This window comes from Microcoleus sp. K4-B3, from assembly GCF_036704615.1.
Lineage (GTDB): Bacteria > Cyanobacteriota > Cyanobacteriia > Cyanobacteriales > Microcoleaceae > Microcoleus.
Window position 1 is genome coordinate 1 of the sequence record NZ_JAUBSF010000004.1, and the last position, 16,944, is coordinate 16,944.

Genomic DNA, 16,944 nt, shown 5'->3' on the forward strand with positions numbered 1-16,944 from the left:
TGCTCGATATTTTACTTTTTGAGGTACTGTTGTTGCCGTCCTCAATTCAAATAGTGTTCGGTCTTCTTCTTGATTGAGAAATACTCTTAAACCTGCGCCCATATTTGTTAATTTTGTAAATTAAATCTTGAGTTTTTACTGATCTTAACATAATTTGGTTTTTTTACGCCTACCTACTTAGTTGGTTTAAAATTTTGCACAAAATTCATCCACCGCTGAACCTTAGAACCGGTGATGTCTAAAATCGGAATAGAATAGACATCTGATTCAGGAGGGCCGCCCTCGGTATCTTTGGCAATGTTTGTGCGTTCTGGCTTACCTAAGCCGTAGGTTGAAGCCATTTCGCTAGCTAAACTACAGGGAATTCTAAAGTTTCCCATGCGAATACTTCCATTACCTGCTGAATAAACCCATTCATAACCGGAAACGCCTCTAAACTGCTGGCACAAAAAATGGGAAGTTTCAAACATTTTGGCAAGATGAACATCGTAGAAACGAAGCTTGCCACCGTAAGCCGGTTGAGTTGTATCTCGATTGGGTGCAGTAAGTTGAATGAGGACAAAGCCTCCCCTAGCTTCTGTCCCACCATACCGAATGCTCAGCGGCACCTGGGTGCTGTCTTGAGCCAGGATGATGTTAACCTTTTGAGTAAATTTAGCGCTGTCAGCCTCAGCAATTGTTTCGCTACCCAAGTAAGTAGGAACAGAAAAAGCGAGGTTTGCAGGCAGTAATATAACCGCACAGGTTATTAGTTTTGCCCAATTGTGGCGCTCTGCTTTTTTGGCGATCGCGTATGTTTTTCTTAGCACAGTGCGATCGGAGGTGATTGGTGTGCGATCGAGTTGGGGCTGTGGGAGTGGTGGTTTATACATAGGTTTTATGAGCAAGGAGGAGATGTGCTGATTTGCTGGTAAACTCAGGGTTAACAGAACTTGAGAGTATTATTTATGAGAAAACGCCGGCTAGTAGCCTTGATGGTCAATTTAATAATTTTGGGTTCTTGTTTACCAATTATTGCACAACAATCTAAACGATACCCAACTGAGAATGAATTGCAGCAATTAATGAATCGGTTTCGCAATTTTGTGGCTTCGCCGTCGCCGGGGAATCGTGATTTTTATATTCGAGATCGCCGTAATGAAACTGAGACTCAGAAATTGAACGCGTTTGTTAGAGCTTGGTTGCCAGTTAATCCTGATGTAGCACCTTTTCTCGGTCAATGGACGGCACTAGAAGAAACTCAAAATATTTACCCTTCAACTCTTAAAGGTAAAGTTTGTATTATAGAAACTTTTATTCCCACAGAAAATGACATGGGGATAAGTTTTGCTCAAGGAACTATCTCTGGAAAATCCATCAAAACAACTAATTTCGCGAGTATCATTCAACAAGGCAACTATTTAGGAGTCGCTTTTGTTAACACTAGAAATGAGCAACCTGGTATCTACGAATACGCTTGGCCTAAACCGTTAGTCGATCCAGCTAAATTAATGAGTTATCTTCCCCCAGCGGATAGAAATCGGTTGCTTCAACAATTTAAAGAATCCGCTTGTAGTGATACTTTACCAAAGAGGTGATGAAATGATTAGAGTTATGAAAAGAAGCTTGCTTATGCTGGCTATCATGTCCTTTATTTCTGTCATAGCTTTGCCTGTTAAGGCTACAGAAACTAGGTGTGGATGGTTGCAAAATCCCACACCTGGAAATTGGTATTTAAAAGACAGAGATGGCACTTGGACTATCTCACAGCAAGGTCAATCTCCACCTAAAGGAATGGATACCATTCCCATCTCTGATGGGAAAGAAGTTGTTCTAACCAATGGCAATCACGGATATAACTGTGCTTGTTTAAATGTTGTTGTAGATAGCAGTCGGATGAGGATTATCACGATTCAAGGCGGTGAAGCATTACCACTCTCGACTTGTCGCGAAGATCCAAATTTACCAAAAGAATGAAATTAAAGCCATGACTATGTGCGATCGCTGCATCTTAGGTGCCTATCTACCCCTAGATAATCCAGTTGATAAAGATGTAAAACAGTTGATTGATGATCGAGCAGCAAAGATCAAAGTTTAAGTAATTCAAAATCCTGGTGTAATTATGGCAAACTTAATTTACAATGGAATTGAAATAACAATTGAGAATAAACAAGTTTCTCTTACTAATCTTTACGCTGCAATAGGGAATCCTCCTAATAAAGCACCTACTAATTTTAGGACATCTAAAGAAGGAAAACAAAAAATTAATAAATATGTAACTAAACACGGAACATGGGTATGGACAAGTAGAAGAGGTGTAGATACAACAGCAATTGTTGAGCTGGCCTGTGAATATCTTGAATATCTTGGCGATCCAAATGCGGCAAGAAAACTTTGGGAAGTTTATAAAAATGGTCAAAATATTGAATATAATACCCAAAATATTACTCAAAACATTGAATATAATACCCAAAATATTACTCAAAACATTGAATATAATACCGAAAACCCAAATCAATTACAGGATGATCCTTCTCAAAAAAATACTTCGTCTGGGTGTGGATGTATCATAGCACTGATAATAACAATGTTTTTTGCGTTTGCTTCTTTTAATTCAAATAAAGACCGCTACGATCACCATCAATATGACCCTCCAGCAGCACAACCATATTATAATTACCCTCCTCAATAAATTTCGTTTTTGCGATCGCATCTATCGCGCGATCGCTCAAAAGTAAAAATGTCAAATTAAAATTGTACCGCTCGATAACTGAGCGCAAGGGTAAGCAAAGCCGATGCCGCCAGCGCCGCAGCCGTCCGAACATGATTCCAGAACGTCCATTCAGTAAGGTATCTAGCCCATAAACCCGCACCGTCAGTGCTGCTTGGCTCGACAGTCGCCAGCGCATCATTTAGCGGCACATTGAACGCGATCGTCACTCCTACAGTACCGACAAGATAGAGCAGGCTGCCAACGAGCAAATAGGCAGCACCGGGTTGGTGCCACTTTAAAAGCGAGGAGATAGCCAGAAAGATGCAAGCAGCAGCCGTTGCGAATAGCGCCGTCATAAATAACGGATTAATCGCCGTTATATTGATAGCTTGCATGGCGGCAATACCCTGTGCTGGTTGGAGTCGGGCAAGGGCTTTCATCACAAACGTCGAGAAGGCGAAGAAGACTCCAGCCATCAGCCCGCAACCTAGTGCCGAGAAAAGCTTCAATGTGAAAAGCGAGTAGTCAACCATTACCATAAAACCTCCTGCGAATTACTGTCCAATGCCTTGTTAGTGTATTGTGTCATTGCATTTTTCACCTTGATATTGAGCCGAGAAACTTGACGTAAAGCGGACAGCGTGGAAAGCAAACCGCAAATAAAAGTTAAGTTCTCAACCACTACCATGCTCTTATTAAGAGCTAAAAGCAATCTAGCAGAGAGTTAAGGACTAAATCACTTACAACTTAAAAAATGTGGCTGATTTTGATTGTCAATGCTATACTACTTCGTAGTAGCTAAAAGCTTAGGGATTCCAGCACTCCCTGCTTGACCAAAAGCAGGTGTTACTATTCAAACTTAGGACTCACAGACAACGTAACCTCCGGGGTATTTTCCGGCCTCGGTGATGCTGTCGCTCACTGTCACAATTTTGCGCCGGCCGGCGAGCAGGTTCTGGATTTCTGGTGGCTGCCTTGCTTCGGATACGGATTCTTTAAACACGGGAATTAAGGAGTGAGGAATGTTGAAGGCGATAACAGCAGCAGCAATTACGGCGATGGCAAGTCTGATTAACACTTGCCTTAGCCGGGGTTTGGGATGAGGCGATCGCGCATTGGGAGACATTACGCAGTTTCCTACTAAAAGTATAACTATTTATGTGGGCAATAATCATATCCATTTTTGGAGTTTTTGTCACTTATTTTAATAAGTCAGTCCTGGACGAACAAAAACCACGTTTTGACGCCTAATCGGAACTTATAAACCTTAACCCAGAAACCTGATTCTTGACCCCGTATGGGTAAGTTTTATACAACGTGAAGTTACTTAGGTTTTTGTCGCCTTCATCTCTCGGTGTAATTGCCATCACAAAAAAGCTCCCAAAATATCACATGATTTTTGCTACTTACAGCACAACTTGAGAAGGGAAGCGCGGTTTATAATAATCTTGATAAGTTCAGGAAAAAAGTTTTCATCCGAGGTTAAAGCAATGGTAGCAAATTCAAATTTTTTATATCCTCAAAATCGCTATTACGGTGAAGTAAAGCCAGAGAATGTGGTATTTAATGCGAATTTACAAGAGTTTTCTCAGCGAGTGGGCTACATCAGTTCCTTGACATCTAACGGTAAAATCTCTGTAGAACAGGCATTTACTCAGATCCAAACACTGTGGGAACAGGTGGAAAAGTCGAAAAAGCAGTTGGGAATTGGCGAAAATCCATTTTCAGCTTGAATAATTAGCGGTTGGCTTGGAAGTTGAGTTATGCGCCATAGATGCCGATCGATTAATCCACAGCTTAATATGAAAAAGTAGCTAGTGGCGATCGACCTTTTTGCCTATGAGTTCCGATTTAGTACCTCTCCTTCCCAAAGTATCCGTCGGCCGCCGCGCAGCGGCCTTCTGCATCGACGGAATCGCAGTTTGGCTGCCCAGTTTGCTTCTGGGCAATAATGCGATCGTCCAAACCATATTTTTTGTATTGCTGTGGCTGATCCTGCGCGTAGCCATCGTCAGGAAAAACCAAGGTCAAAGTCTCGGGCGCTGGGCCTTGGACATGAAAATTGCCGATACCAGATTCCTACGGACTCCGGGAGTGCAAGAACTGTGCAAGCGCGAGGCATTGCTGGGCATTTGCGCTGGCTTAGCCTTCGCAGGTATAGCTGGGCTCACATCTACCAACGCCGCCGTCTTGCTGCTGATGCTGCCCCTGGCGATCGACTGTAGCGTTGCCCTCAACTCCGGCGAAAGGTTTCCCCAAGCTTTCCACGATCGCATCGGCGGGACGATCGTTGTCGGAGCCCGCCGCGGCTACTCCCTCGACATCAAAGTTAGAAGATTGCTTGACCAAGTGCAGAGCAATGTGAGAAGATAATAAATTGTGTTTAAATTAGTCGAAATTTATTTAGAATTATGGCTAAAGGCGTCCGCATCATAATTACTCTAGAGTGTACTGAGTGCCGTACAAACGTAAGCAAACGCTCCAAAGGCGTGTCTCGGTACACCACCACCAAGAACCGCCGCAACACGACGGCGCGGCTGGAACTCAAAAAGTTCTGCCCCCATTGCAACAGGCACACTGCCCACAAAGAGATCAAGTAGTGATTAGTCATTAGTCCTTAGTCATCAGTCATCAGTTGTTGGCAATCGATATTGAACCCGCCCAAAAACGGGTAAAAGCCCCCGACAATCCTGAGTGGAGAGCGCAAAATTTTAGACGAAGGTTCAAGCTCCCAGATTCATTTGTGGAGTAAATCTAAAATCTAAAATCTAAAATCTAAAATCGACTGACCCGCGAAAAGCAGCTAACTAACAAATGCTTTCCTGACGGCTAGCAACTAACGGCTAATAACTAAAAACTAAGTCAACAGTCAACAGTCAACAGTCAATAAACAACAAACCATGACTTACTTTCGCCGGCGCGTTTCGCCCATCAAACCAGGAGACCCGATCGACTACAAAGATGTCGATTTGCTCAAAAAATACGTCACAGAACGCGGTAAAATTTTGCCCCGCCGGATTACCGGTTTGACGGCAAAACAGCAGCGAGACCTGACCAGAAGCATCAAAAGAGCAAGAATTGTAGCTTTGATGCCCTTCGTAAACCAAGAAGGTTAACAGGATTTGGGATTTTGGGTTTTAGATTTTGGACTGGGAATAAGACTTGCGCGAAAACAACGTCTTTCTGCTATTAAGAGTGCAGCAAGAATGCAGCGAAATAATCGCGAAATAGGGTTGAGAGTCGCCGCAGCGCAAGTCTTAATCCAAAGTCAAAAGTTAAAAAATAAGAAAGAAAAAGAACAACTTTTTATTAGATTTTAACTGTCACAATTGACCATAAAAATTGCCAAGATCCAAAATCTCAAATCGCAAGCTCGAAACTCGATAAGTGGCTACTGTAAAAATCCAAAATCTCAAATATAAAGCTGGCAAGTGGAGAAGGGAACGTTAGTAGAATTTAGAGTACACGGCGACCGCCGTCTGGCAGTTGCCGATCGCCCCGACGGCAAGAAAAACTGGGTCGTGGTAGATGAAAACGGTCAACCGCACAGCATACCGCCCAAACAAATCAGCTACGAAGTAGTCGGAGAAACTTACAAACCTTCCGACATTCCCAAATTTCTCAAAGAAGTAGAAGCCTACTCAGATCCGTCGAGTTTGGAAGTAGCTTGGGAACTCCTAGTCGGCGACGGAGAAACGGCAGACCCCGAATCCCTGGCAATGCTGCTATTTTCCGAACGCAGTGCGGCCCAGTGTTACGCTGCTTACTGTTTGCTATCAACAGATAAGCTGTATTTCAAACAAAAGGGCGATCGCTACGAACCGCGCTCAGCCGCCCAAGTAGCCGAAATCAAACACCAGCAAGAAGTAGAACAGCAGCGACACCAAGAATCCCAAGGATTTTGGGATCGAGTCAAACAGCGGCTGGCAGGGGAAAATGTAGATTGGGAAAATAGCGACAGAACTCGCCTCGACGCCCTAGAACGCTTTGCCCTCCTCGGAGAAGAAGCAACGCACCGCACCCCGGCTTTAGAAACTTTAGCCAGCTTAGAACGCTCCGAAAACTCCGAAGCAGCCTTTGGGCTCCTAGTCGATCTCGGCCTCTGGAGTACCCACGAAAACCTGTTTTTGCGGCGCAGCCAAATTCCCCTACAATTCTCCGCAAAGGTATTAGAAGTGGCCCAACGCTGCCTAGAAAATCCCCCAACCGACTCGGACACAAATCGTCTCGATTTAACTCACCTCAAGGTTTACACGATCGACGACGAAAGCACCACCGAAATCGACGACGGCCTCAGCTTAGAATTCCTCGAAAACGGCCAGCAGCGGATCTGGATACACATCGCCGATCCCACCCGCTTGCTTTCCCCCGGAGACGAACTCGACCTCGAAGCCAGAAAGCGCACCACTACGGTTTATCTGCCCACGGGAATGATTCCCATGTTTCCCCCAGCTTTGGCAACCGGGCCGATGAGTTTAATTCAAGGCAAAGAGTGCAGCGCCCTCAGCTTCAGCGTCACCTTAGACGAAATCGGCGCGGCTCAAGATTACAGCATCCACATCAGCACCATAAAACCCACCTACCGCTTGACATACGATGACGTAGACGAAATGCTGGAGTTGGGAATCGAAGCAGAACCGGAAATAGCAGCGATCGCACAAGCGGCAAAACTGCGGCAAAAATGGCGGGAAGCCCAAGGGGCAATCAGCATTTTCATGCCCGAATCCGTCATCAAAGTCAACGGCGACGACATCAAAATCCACGTCATCGACGACTCCACAGCCCGGATGCTAGTAGCCGAAATGATGATTTTAGCCGGCGAACTAGCCGCCCGCTACGGTCAAGCTAACAACCTGCCCATACCCTACCGCTATCAGCCACAGCCCGAACTCCCTCCCGATGAAGAACTGCTGGCCGTGCCTGCTGGCCCCGCCCGCGCTTGCGCCGTGCGTCGCTGTATGCCGCGCAGCGAAATGGGCCTCACCCCCGGACGCCACGCCGGCTTGGGTTTGGAATTATACACTCAAGTTACTTCCCCGATCCGCCGCTATACCGACTTGCTGACTCACTTCCAAATCAAAGCCCACCTGCGGGGCGAACCACTGCCTTTTTCCGCTGAAGAAATACAGGACATTGTGATGTGTCTCGGTACCGCAGTTAAAGAAGCATCCACTGTCGAACGCCAAACTAACCGCTATTGGGGATTGGAATATTTGCGGCGCAACCCAGACGAAGTTTGGGAAGCTTTAATGCTGCGCTGGTTGAGGGAAGACAGCAATCTCGGATTGATTTTATTGGAAGAGTTGGGTTTAGAATTGGCAATGCGATTTGGTCGATCGGTCGCCATAGGCGATCGGCTAGAAGTCAAAGTCACCCACTGCGATCCGCGATCGGATGTCATCAACTTCCAGGAAATGATATTTGAAGCCGCACAATAGGATTTTAGATTTTAGATTTTAGATTTTAGATTGCAAAAATCTGTGTTGAAGGCTGAAACTGAGGATAAATATCGTTTTTAGTCGAGTTTCCGACCGAAAGCATCCAGGATACAAGCCCCCGGATTCATCCGTGGAGAAATAAAAAACCTGTATCCGACTAAAATCTAAAATCTAAAATCTAAAATCTAAAATCGATTGACCCCCTCGCATTCCCCTTGTCAAGGACAGGGGGTAAAAAAGATGATGGGTTCATATCTAGTCCTGTAAAATAATCTTGACATCCTCCCCGCCGTAAACGGTCGGGGATTCTAAACATCACTGTTTAGGCTTCCTCTTTCCACGACTCGACTTACATTGAGGAGTTACCTCACCAATGCAGCGGTCGATGTCTCCAGAGGCGTTTAACGTTTCCGTGTGCCCCACGGTACGAAGTCCTAACTCCAGTATGTTGATTGCTGCATTCCAGTCACGGTCTAGTACAACACCGCAGTGCTGACAGCGGTGCGTTCTTTGACTCAAAGACTTTTTAACAACTTCTCCACAGTTAGAACAATTTTGCGAAGTGTAGTGCGGAGGCACAGCGACTGTTACCACTCCAAACACTTTGCCAAAATATTCCAACCATTGCCGGAAATTAGACCATGCAGCGTCAGAAATAGACTTGGCTAACTTTCTATTTTTGACCAAATTTCGCACCTGCAAATCCTCGTAGGCTACCAAGTCGCTAGACTGGATTACGCATCTTGCCAATTTCACGGCAAAATCTTTACGCTGTCTACTTACTTTGAGGTGTTTTCTGCTTAATCGGTTTCTCGCTTTGGCTCTGTTTTTAGAGCCTTTTTTTGTTCTCGAAAAACGGTGGTTCAGTCGTTTGAGTGCTTTATGGGACTTCCTGAGATGACGCGGGTTCTCAACTGTTTGACCATCTGAATCGGTGTAAAAGTGCGTCAAGCCAACATCCAAACCTAGTGTTTTACCAGTTGGTGTTCTCTTTTCTAACCTCTCTTGGTCTATCAAAAACTGCACATAGTAACCGTCAGCCCTACGAACTACGCGGACTCGCTTAATCTGCTTTAATTGATAGAAGTGTAGGTCGCGAGTTCCCCACAGCTTAAAGCTTCCGGCTTCAAAACCATCAGTGAAAGTGATAGTAAGTCGATCGAACGACAATTTATAACCTGTTGTTTTATATTCAACAGAGCCGTGGGTCTGATATTTCTTAAAGCGCGGAAAGCCTTTTTTCCCTGGTTTGCTTTTTTTGCAGTTGTCGTAGAACCGCGCAATTGCAGACCAAGCTCTTTCAGCAGAAGCCTGACGCGCTTGCGAGTTGAGTTTAGCGGCCCAGGGAAATTCTTTGGCTAGGACAGCGCAGTAGGCACTTAACTCGTACTTGCCGATTCCCAAGTTGTCGAGCCAGTATCTGAGACAACTATTGCGAACAAAGCGAGCAGTGCGGATGGCTTCGTCTAGCCTCTCGTACTGCTGCTGCGTTCCCTCAAGTTTTGCCTCAAATACCAACATAGTTACGCCTGTCGTGTTAGCGTAAGTATAGCACAGAAAGCCGTCCTACAAGGACGGGGCTTTAAACCAAATTATTTTGGTAATTCTTGTGTGGCCGGGTTCACCCCCGATCTGTAATATCAGCCAGAAATCCCGTAAACCGGCCCCGACCAAAATATTGTGGTCGATCGACTGGACATAATATTCGATCCAAGACAGGTAATACTTTTGACGTTAAATTGACACGTTTTGCTATCTCCTCTCTTCCTCCGTGTCCTCTGTTTCCTCTGCGGTTAATCAAAAAAACTTCAGCATTGTAACAATTGGAAGTTTTTACCGCAGCCTAGTAATCTAAAATCTAAAATCTAAAATTTAAAATCGCAAAATGCCCAATTCAATTAGCCAAGTTCAGCCGCCGCTGGAATTCATACCCCCAGCCTACAACCCGCTAGTGATGCAAGGTTGTAAGCAAATACTCCCCTGGTGGCTGCGATTTCGGACGAGTATCAGTCACATTCAAGCCGAAAACGTCGAAACCCTCGCCGAACTATTCCACCAATTTCAAAATCAGAAAGTTCGCTTCTTGCTAGCCTTCCGCCACCCCAACTCAGACGATCCGTACTGTTTGGGACAACTAATTTGGAAACTCGTTCCCCAGGCGGCGCGGGCAAAAGGCATTCCCCTAAAATCCCCCGTACATTCCCACTTTATCTACGATCGCGGCATTCCCCTCTGGGCTGGTGCGGGCGTGGGCTGGTTGTATTCTCACCTCGGCGGCACTCCGATTGTTCGCGGTAAAATCGATCGCCTCGGATTGCGATCGGCCCGCAATTTATTTGCCAACAGCCAATTCCCGATCGCCGCCGCCCCAGAAGGCGCCACCAACGGTCACAATGAAATAGTTAGCCCCCTCGAACCGGGAATTGCTCAAATGGGCTTCTGGTGCGTTGAAGATTTGCTAAAAGCCGGACGCACTGAAAAAGTTTTAATTGTGCCGATCGGCATTCAATACCGCTATGTCAACCCACCTTGGCAACCCCTAGAAAAACTTTTAACTCAATTAGAAATTGATTGCGGACTGCCACCCTTAGATCGCACCGAGATCGCCAACTTAGAGACCGCCAATCCCGATTCCGAAAACCCTAATCACAAATTCCAATATCTGCGCCTTATCCGACTGGGCGGTCATTTGCTAGCAGTGATGGAAGAGTTTTACAGCCGTTTTTATCATAAAACATTACCGCCACCAACATCTATTTTAACATCGTTATCGCTCCCAGAAAAAACGGCAAACGATTCGGGCAATGAAGTAATGATCGCTCGACTGAAAGCACTGTTAGACGTGGCTTTGCAAGTAGCAGAAGAATATTTTAATTTAAAGCCAAAAGGCAGTTTAATAGACCGCTGCCGCCGTCTGGAACAAGCAGGCTGGGACTATATTTATCGAGAAGATATCAAAAATATTGCAGCACTTTCTCCCTTAGAAAGAGGATTAGCCGATCGCCTCGCTGAAGAAGCAAGTCTTCGGATGTGGCACATGAGACTTGTAGAAAGTTTCGTGTCCGTCACGGGCAGGTACGTCGAAGAAAAGCTAACAGCAGAACGTTTGGCAGAAACAACTTTACTGCTGTGGGACGTACTGGCTCGCATCAAAGGGGGAAATCCTTTCGGCCGACCGAAGTTGGGCAAACAGCAAGTACAAATGACCGTGGGCGAACCGATATCAGTGGGCGATCGTTGGGAGGGATATCAAACCAGCCGCAGGTTAGCAGTGGCCGAACTCACTCAAGACTTGCAATCAGCTTTAGAAAGAATGATTAAATCTTAATTAGTCTGATCGGGAAGATGTTCGAGGGAAGAAGGAAGAGGTTCGAGGGAAGAAGGAATATATATTTTTCTTTCCTACCTTTTTCTTTTGTGAAGTGTAAACACATTGTTATAGACTTTTGGAATAGGTCTAATGAACCGCCAACGCTCGCTCGACAATGAACCAATAAAAATTACCAATGACTAACCAACCTATCGATTTGTCTACTAACTCAATTAAGGTAAAACTGCTGAATTATTTAGCGCAGGAATTGCTCACACCGCTCACTTCTGTTCTCGGCATGGCAAGCGTGTTGAAACAAGAAATTTATGGCCCCTTAACGAGCAAGCAAAAAGAATATATTGATGTGATCCAAGACAGCAGCCGATCTTTGCGATCGCTAGTTGAAGAAATTTTGGAACTGGCAGAACTAGATGATTCCGCTTTCACGTTGAAGCGAACCGCAGTCGATATAGAAACTTTGTGCCAGCAGGTTGTGACAATCTTGTTGCCGGCGGCAAGTAGGCGAGAGCAAGAAATTAATTTGTCGATGGGGCCCGGGCCGCGCATCTGGTTGGTCGATAAAGATAAGGTTCAGCAAATGCTGCACCACTTAATTTTTAGCATTATTCAATCTGCTGGGGCAGGCAGCGTGATTCGAGTCCACGTTTCTCGGAAAGAAGACGGTATCAACATCGGAGTTTGGGTTTTTCATCCTTGGTTGGGAGAAAGTTTGCCCCATGCTAAACTCTACACCGACTACTTGTTGAAGGTCGGATCGGGTAGCGGTTCGCCATCGAACTCCGAAACCGACTCCCCCGGAGAACCGCAACTCCCGACACAGGGTTCGCAGCGATTAACGCTGGCGTTTTCTGAGTTGGCGGCTTTGGTGGCCCAAAATGCCGAGGATACCGCACCGGTGTTAGCTGGTTACGGGGCCAGGGAACGCTTGGGGCTGCTGCTTTGCTGCCAATTGGTGGAAATTCAAGGCGGTCAACTCTCGATTCAAGGGGCCCCGGAATCTGGATATCGCTACGTGCTCTGGCTCCCCTGCACCAATGCTACGGAGTTGTTGGAAGGATGAAGTTAGTTGACTGTTGACTGTTGACTGTTGACTGTTGACTGTTGACTGTTGACTGTTGACTGTTGACTGTTGACTGTTGACTGTTGACTGTTGTTGGTTGTTAAGGGATGAAGTTAGTTAACTGTTGACTGTTGTTATTAGTTGTGAGTTGTGAGTTGTTTTATAATAAAATAACTAATAACAAATTCCCAATAAGAACTAATAACTAATGGCAATTTTCCACTAATAACTAATAACCAATCACCAATGCCCAATGCCCGATGCCCAATGCCCGATGCCCAATGCCCGATTACTAAGTACAAATCTAAAATAGCAATGAATTCAGTTTGGCAACAGTTAAGTCTGGCAAATTTGCCGCTCTCTCAGTGGCAAAGTGGAAGTTATTTATTAAATTTGGCGATCGGCTCTTTACGCAGTTGGCGGCAGAGTAGCTGGCTGATGCAGTGGGCAGAACCCTTGGGTTTTGTTTTGCTGGGCTTGACTTTCGGTTTGGCGCCGTTTGTGAACAATGCCTTGGTGGGAGTGTTGATGGCGGCTGGCGCTGCATTTTGGGTGCTGCTGACTGTTTCGGACGATCGCGCGATCGCCTTGACGCCCATTCACTTGTTGGTTCTGCTGTACTGGGGCATTGCCACCGTCGCAACCGCAATGTCGCCGGTGAAAGTCGCGGCTGTTACCGGTTGGAGCAAGCTAACGCTGTATTTGCTGTTTTTTGCGCTGATGGCTCGGATATTGCGATCGCCCCGTTGGCGATCGTGGTTAGTTGCCGTATTTTTGAACGTCGCTCTAGTTGTAAGTTTCTACGGCGTGCGGCAGTGGATTGACAAAGTGCCACCATTAGCTACTTGGAACGATCCGACTTCTACTCAAGCCGATGTCACGCGAGTTTACAGCTTTTTGGGCAATCCAAACTTGCTGGGTTCCTATTTGCTGCCGGCCATTGCATTGAGCGCCGCCGCACTTTTTGTGTGGAAAGGATGGGGAACAAAATTTTTAGCGCTCACTATGCTGGTGGTGAATTGCGCGTGTTTGCGCTACACGGACAGCCGGGGTGCTTGGATCGGTTTTGTGGCTCTGCTTGTGGTATTTTTAGTGCTGCTTTGGTATTGGTACAGTCCTTTGATGCCTCGGTTCTGGCGAACTTGGGCCCTGCCGTTAGGGTTAGGAGGTTTGGCTGGAGCCTTAATTTTGGGAGTGGCTTTAGTGGAGCCGCTGCGCGATCGAGTTTCGAGTATGTTTGTCGGCCGTGGTGACAGCAGTAACAATTTTCGGATGAATGTTTGGACGGCGGTGATTGACATGATTCGCGATCGACCAATTCTCGGAATTGGCCCCGGAAACACTGCTTTTAATAAAGTTTATCCGCTTTATATGAAGCCAAGATTTACTGCTTTGAGCGCTTATTCCGTGCTGCTGGAAATTGCAGTAGAAACCGGTTTTATCGGTTTAATGTCTTTCCTTTGGCTGATGACAGTCACCGTCAATCAAGGTTTGTTGCAAATAAAAAATCTGCGGGATTCACAATTTAACATTTCTAATTTAGAGGAAGAATCCCGAAATCCCAAATCTAAAATCCAAAATCTAAAATCGAGTCAGGGGTTTTGGTTGATTGGGGCGATCGCAACTTTAGCCGGCATGATGGCTCACGGTTTTGTCGATACAGTTTGGTATCGGCCGGAAGTTAATATGCTTTGGTGGTTGATGGTGGCGATTATTGCTAGTTTTTACAGCAACTCGCAGCAGCAGCCAGATTCAGTTTTGACGGAGGGCGAGTAGATAGAATTGCTGGCGGGGTTTTCTCCCCGCCCGGTGCGGATTCCAGCAACAGCGGACACAGGAATTATTAATAGTTATACCAGTTCAAAAAAAGAATGCAGCTTTATGCAAGCTGCAAACCATTATAGTCATTAAGTTGTTTCCAATTCTTCAATTATTTAATCTCAAATCTCAAATGCTATCAGGTGCGCACTGCGCACCCTTCATACTACTACATACTACATACCTGTTGCTGTAAAGTGGTGATGTTACACTCTACAAAATTTCTTGAAAATAACTCTTATTTTTCGCTCTCCTGAGGCAGGATGAATCTCGGACACGGATATTTTCCGCCATCTCTATCTCTGCACCGCCGCCACGTCGATTGATTGAAGTCGAACGGCGTTTCGACTGATTCATTAACTGTAATTTTAACAGTCGAAGGAGTTGGCAGTGCTGTTGAGGCTTGACTTAGCTCCAGTACCGTTATAATTGCCAGTATGGTTGATGAAAACAAAACTGTGCGTTTCATTTATTTGTTTTTTCCTCGTTTAATCGTTGACGTGCCATTCCTATCCATATATCCTCATCGAATTCTTGAGAATCCGCATACTTTAGACAAATTTTCCACTGCGGTAGCGCTTCCTTCGTGTTTTTCATCTTTTCTAGGACTTGCGCTTTTAAGCAGTAAGTTGCTGGTCTTTCACTATCAAGTTTAATCGCTGCATCCAGATGTTGCAATGCCTCTGAATATCGACCCTGTTCAAGGCGCGCCCATCCCAAGTTTTTGAGTAAAGAATATTTAACTTGATCGTCCTCAGCTAATTTCAAACCTTGCCACAGCAAGTGAACGGCAGCAGCAGAGTTTTTTTGATCGATTATATACAAGCGAGCTAGATTGCTGTAAGCTGCTGGCAAGCCGAGTTTGGCAGCTTGCAGATATTTTCCTCGAGCGCACTGTAAATCTTGCACCTCTTCGCAAAGCCATCCCAAATTGTAAAGAGCTGTTCGGCTTTTGGGATCGACAGAAAGTGCTAACTCATAGGCTTGTTGAGTATCAGCCAATCGATTGGCTTTGTAGTTTTCAAACGCAATATTATTAAAAAATGATGCCAGTTCCGGCAACCCAATTTGCCAGCCGCCAAAGCCTACTGCTAGCATCAGCAAGAAGGCTCCCCACTTCGAGTTGTGATGCTTTTTGGCTGGCTCTTTTATGACATTGAAAATGTTAGCTAATGGTCTCATTTTTAGCATATTTTAACCTGAGAGTTGGGCTATATTTTGTTTGCCAGATTTAATTGCCACCCTAATGGCATCATAATCTTAGGAAAGGACTCAGGCTTGAGCCCATTTCTCATAAGAGTTTGCAAGTCCACAGCCGAATGCTTGGGTAATGCTCCCACTACCTAGATGTATTCGAGCATAGGTTAATCATTCATGAGACTCCACAAGCCATCCGGATATTTTCAGGAAAAAGGAAGCCGAAAACAGGAAGAAGGTAGAACTGTTCCCTTTGTCTAAGTAATAATACTTAGTCAGCGGTCAGTCGATCGACAGTATGCGACTGTATTAGGAGATACAGCACGCAGGTTTATGAAGTACAGTAGTTACACGGCAATGCTTTGCTCCTAGAAGGATTACTCAATGGGGGGTGTGTTTCATCAACTTGCAATCTGCTGTAAGATGCACTTCGGTGAAATAACTCTAATTAAGTTGATAGTGACCACGGAAGTCCTCAAAGTTCTCAACGGGGATATCGAACAATTTGATGATGAGTAATTAACCGAACTCGATTTAAAATAATCAATCACTAATCAGCAATCACCAATCATTAATCACTAATGACTCCTGACTAATAAACATCTCCAAAAATGAAATTTAAACCTTAGAGTAGCAAAGGTTTTAGTTTCTTTTCCGGAGATGTCTAATGAGTAATGACTGAGGGAGCATCTCATATTTGTAAAAATACTTCTTGTGGCTCCTTCCTTCTTCCTCTTTCCTTCTGCCTCCTGCCTCCTGCCTCCTGCCTCAAAACTCCAATTTCTAGCTTGGTTGCAAAAGTGAGAAGCTCCCATGACTAATGACTAAAATTGCTTCATGGCTCTTTCCATATCCCGCTTATCTTCGCGTTTCTTCAAATCTTCGCGCTTGTCGTAGAGTTTTTTCCCTTTACCCAAACCGATATCAAGTTTTACCCAGCCGCCTTTCAAATACATTTTTAACGGCACTAAAGTCAAGCCTTTTTCTTCTACTTTGCCGATTAATTTGCGAATTTCCTGCTTGTGCATCAGCAATTTACGGGTGCGGCGCGGCTCGTGATTAAAATAGTTGCTAGCACTTCTCCAGGGCGAAATGTGAACGTTGATCAGCCACAGTTCGCCGTTCCGAACTAAGCCATATCCGTCCCGCAAATTGGCTTTTCCTTCTCGAATTGATTTGACTTCGGTTCCCTTCAACTCGATGCCTACCTGATATGTCTCTATAATTTCATAGAGATGACGTGCTTGTCGGTTATCGCTAACAATTTTGTATCCTGGGCTTTTTTCGCTCATTTTTACCTCCGCTAAAATTAATTATTATAACGCTAGCTCCTCTGTAGAGAAAATCGAAGCTTGACAAAACTTAAATAATCGGTCTAGGCATTACCAATTTTGCTGAGCTAAGATGT

At 45.2% G+C, this 16,944-nt stretch carries 18 protein-coding genes and 1 pseudogene; 11 read left to right on the top strand and 8 right to left on the bottom strand.

Features of this window, described 5'->3' with window-relative positions:
* Together QUA78_RS03335 and QUA78_RS03340 are read right to left on the bottom strand one after the other, a co-directional pair.
* Nucleotides 1-102 (bottom strand): annotated as a pseudogene (locus QUA78_RS03335) (IS630-like element ISAcma27 family transposase); the annotation flags it as partial.
* 71 nt (nt 103-173) lie between these two features.
* Entirely contained in the window at nt 174-872 is a 699-nt protein-coding gene (locus QUA78_RS03340; RefSeq protein WP_333303331.1) for a hypothetical protein, read from the bottom strand.
* A gap of 99 nt (nt 873-971) precedes the next feature.
* Here QUA78_RS03340 and QUA78_RS03345 point away from each other — a divergent pair, with 99 nt between their 5' ends.
* From QUA78_RS03345 to QUA78_RS03355, 3 genes are all read left to right on the top strand, one after another.
* A complete protein-coding gene (locus QUA78_RS03345) occupies nt 972-1,577 on the top strand; it encodes a hypothetical protein (protein WP_333398587.1) in 606 nt (201 codons plus the stop codon).
* A 34-nt stretch (nt 1,578-1,611) separates the two neighbouring features.
* Nucleotides 1,612-1,956, top strand: coding sequence for a DUF4087 domain-containing protein (locus QUA78_RS03350; protein WP_333303329.1), 345 nt, complete (start codon nt 1,612-1,614; stop codon nt 1,954-1,956).
* Between the two features lie 145 nt (nt 1,957-2,101).
* Nucleotides 2,102-2,671, top strand: a complete 570-nt coding sequence (locus tag QUA78_RS03355) for a hypothetical protein (protein ID WP_333303328.1) — start codon at nt 2,102-2,104, stop codon at nt 2,669-2,671.
* A 56-nt stretch (nt 2,672-2,727) separates the two neighbouring features.
* Here QUA78_RS03355 and QUA78_RS03360 read toward each other — a convergent pair whose 3' ends face one another.
* Both QUA78_RS03360 and QUA78_RS03365 read right to left on the bottom strand, forming a co-directional pair.
* On the bottom strand, nt 2,728-3,132 hold the full coding sequence (locus QUA78_RS03360) for an anthrone oxygenase family protein (protein WP_333303327.1): 405 nt from the start codon (nt 3,130-3,132) through the stop codon (nt 2,728-2,730).
* A 419-nt stretch (nt 3,133-3,551) separates the two neighbouring features.
* Nucleotides 3,552-3,818: a hypothetical protein gene (locus tag QUA78_RS03365; RefSeq protein WP_333303326.1), complete on the bottom strand. Its 267-nt coding sequence runs from the start codon at nt 3,816-3,818 to the stop codon at nt 3,552-3,554.
* A 364-nt stretch (nt 3,819-4,182) separates the two neighbouring features.
* Between QUA78_RS03365 and QUA78_RS03370 the strand changes: the two genes are divergently transcribed.
* The 5 genes from QUA78_RS03370 to QUA78_RS03390 all read left to right on the top strand — a co-directional run bounded on the left by QUA78_RS03370 (nt 4,183) and on the right by QUA78_RS03390 (nt 8,130).
* Nucleotides 4,183-4,425, top strand: coding sequence for a DUF7219 family protein (locus tag QUA78_RS03370; protein WP_333303325.1), 243 nt, complete (start codon nt 4,183-4,185; stop codon nt 4,423-4,425).
* Between the two features lie 106 nt (nt 4,426-4,531).
* Nucleotides 4,532-5,065 (top strand): RDD family protein, encoded by a 534-nt coding sequence (locus tag QUA78_RS03375; RefSeq protein WP_333303324.1) that lies wholly within the window; start codon nt 4,532-4,534, stop codon nt 5,063-5,065.
* 38 nt (nt 5,066-5,103) lie between these two features.
* Entirely contained in the window at nt 5,104-5,292 is a 189-nt protein-coding gene (gene rpmG, locus QUA78_RS03380) for a 50S ribosomal protein L33 (RefSeq protein WP_172186750.1), read from the top strand.
* A 300-nt stretch (nt 5,293-5,592) separates the two neighbouring features.
* On the top strand, nt 5,593-5,808 hold the full coding sequence (gene rpsR, locus QUA78_RS03385; protein ID WP_006631377.1) for a 30S ribosomal protein S18: 216 nt from the start codon (nt 5,593-5,595) through the stop codon (nt 5,806-5,808).
* Nucleotides 5,809-6,123: 315 nt separating this feature from the next.
* Nucleotides 6,124-8,130, top strand: a complete 2,007-nt coding sequence (locus QUA78_RS03390; RefSeq protein ID WP_333303323.1) for a ribonuclease R family protein — start codon at nt 6,124-6,126, stop codon at nt 8,128-8,130.
* 315 nt (nt 8,131-8,445) lie between these two features.
* Here the strand turns inward: QUA78_RS03390 and QUA78_RS03395 are convergent, their stop codons facing one another.
* Entirely contained in the window at nt 8,446-9,651 is a 1,206-nt protein-coding gene (locus QUA78_RS03395; protein ID WP_333303322.1) for a transposase, read from the bottom strand.
* Nucleotides 9,652-10,015: 364 nt separating this feature from the next.
* Between QUA78_RS03395 and QUA78_RS03400 the strand changes: the two genes are divergently transcribed.
* From QUA78_RS03400 to QUA78_RS03410, 3 genes are all read left to right on the top strand, one after another.
* Entirely contained in the window at nt 10,016-11,458 is a 1,443-nt protein-coding gene (locus QUA78_RS03400; protein ID WP_333303321.1) for a 1-acyl-sn-glycerol-3-phosphate acyltransferase, read from the top strand.
* A 178-nt stretch (nt 11,459-11,636) separates the two neighbouring features.
* On the top strand, nt 11,637-12,521 hold the full coding sequence (locus tag QUA78_RS03405; RefSeq protein ID WP_333303320.1) for a histidine kinase dimerization/phospho-acceptor domain-containing protein: 885 nt from the start codon (nt 11,637-11,639) through the stop codon (nt 12,519-12,521).
* 315 nt (nt 12,522-12,836) lie between these two features.
* Complete coding sequence (locus QUA78_RS03410) at nt 12,837-14,297, top strand: IctB family putative bicarbonate transporter (protein ID WP_333303319.1); 1,461 nt, start codon at nt 12,837-12,839, stop codon at nt 14,295-14,297.
* A gap of 280 nt (nt 14,298-14,577) precedes the next feature.
* Here the strand turns inward: QUA78_RS03410 and QUA78_RS03415 are convergent, their stop codons facing one another.
* From QUA78_RS03415 to smpB, 3 genes are all read right to left on the bottom strand, one after another.
* Nucleotides 14,578-14,808, bottom strand: coding sequence for an Osc7112_2153 family protein (locus tag QUA78_RS03415; protein WP_333303318.1), 231 nt, complete (start codon nt 14,806-14,808; stop codon nt 14,578-14,580).
* A complete protein-coding gene (locus tag QUA78_RS03420; RefSeq protein ID WP_333398588.1) occupies nt 14,805-15,521 on the bottom strand; it encodes a tetratricopeptide repeat protein in 717 nt (238 codons plus the stop codon). The genes QUA78_RS03415 and QUA78_RS03420 overlap by 4 nt, the downstream gene beginning before the upstream one ends.
* Before the next feature lie 839 nt (nt 15,522-16,360).
* Entirely contained in the window at nt 16,361-16,828 is a 468-nt protein-coding gene (smpB, locus tag QUA78_RS03425) for an SsrA-binding protein SmpB (RefSeq protein ID WP_006631384.1), read from the bottom strand.
* Between the last annotated feature and the right edge of the window lie 116 nt (nt 16,829-16,944).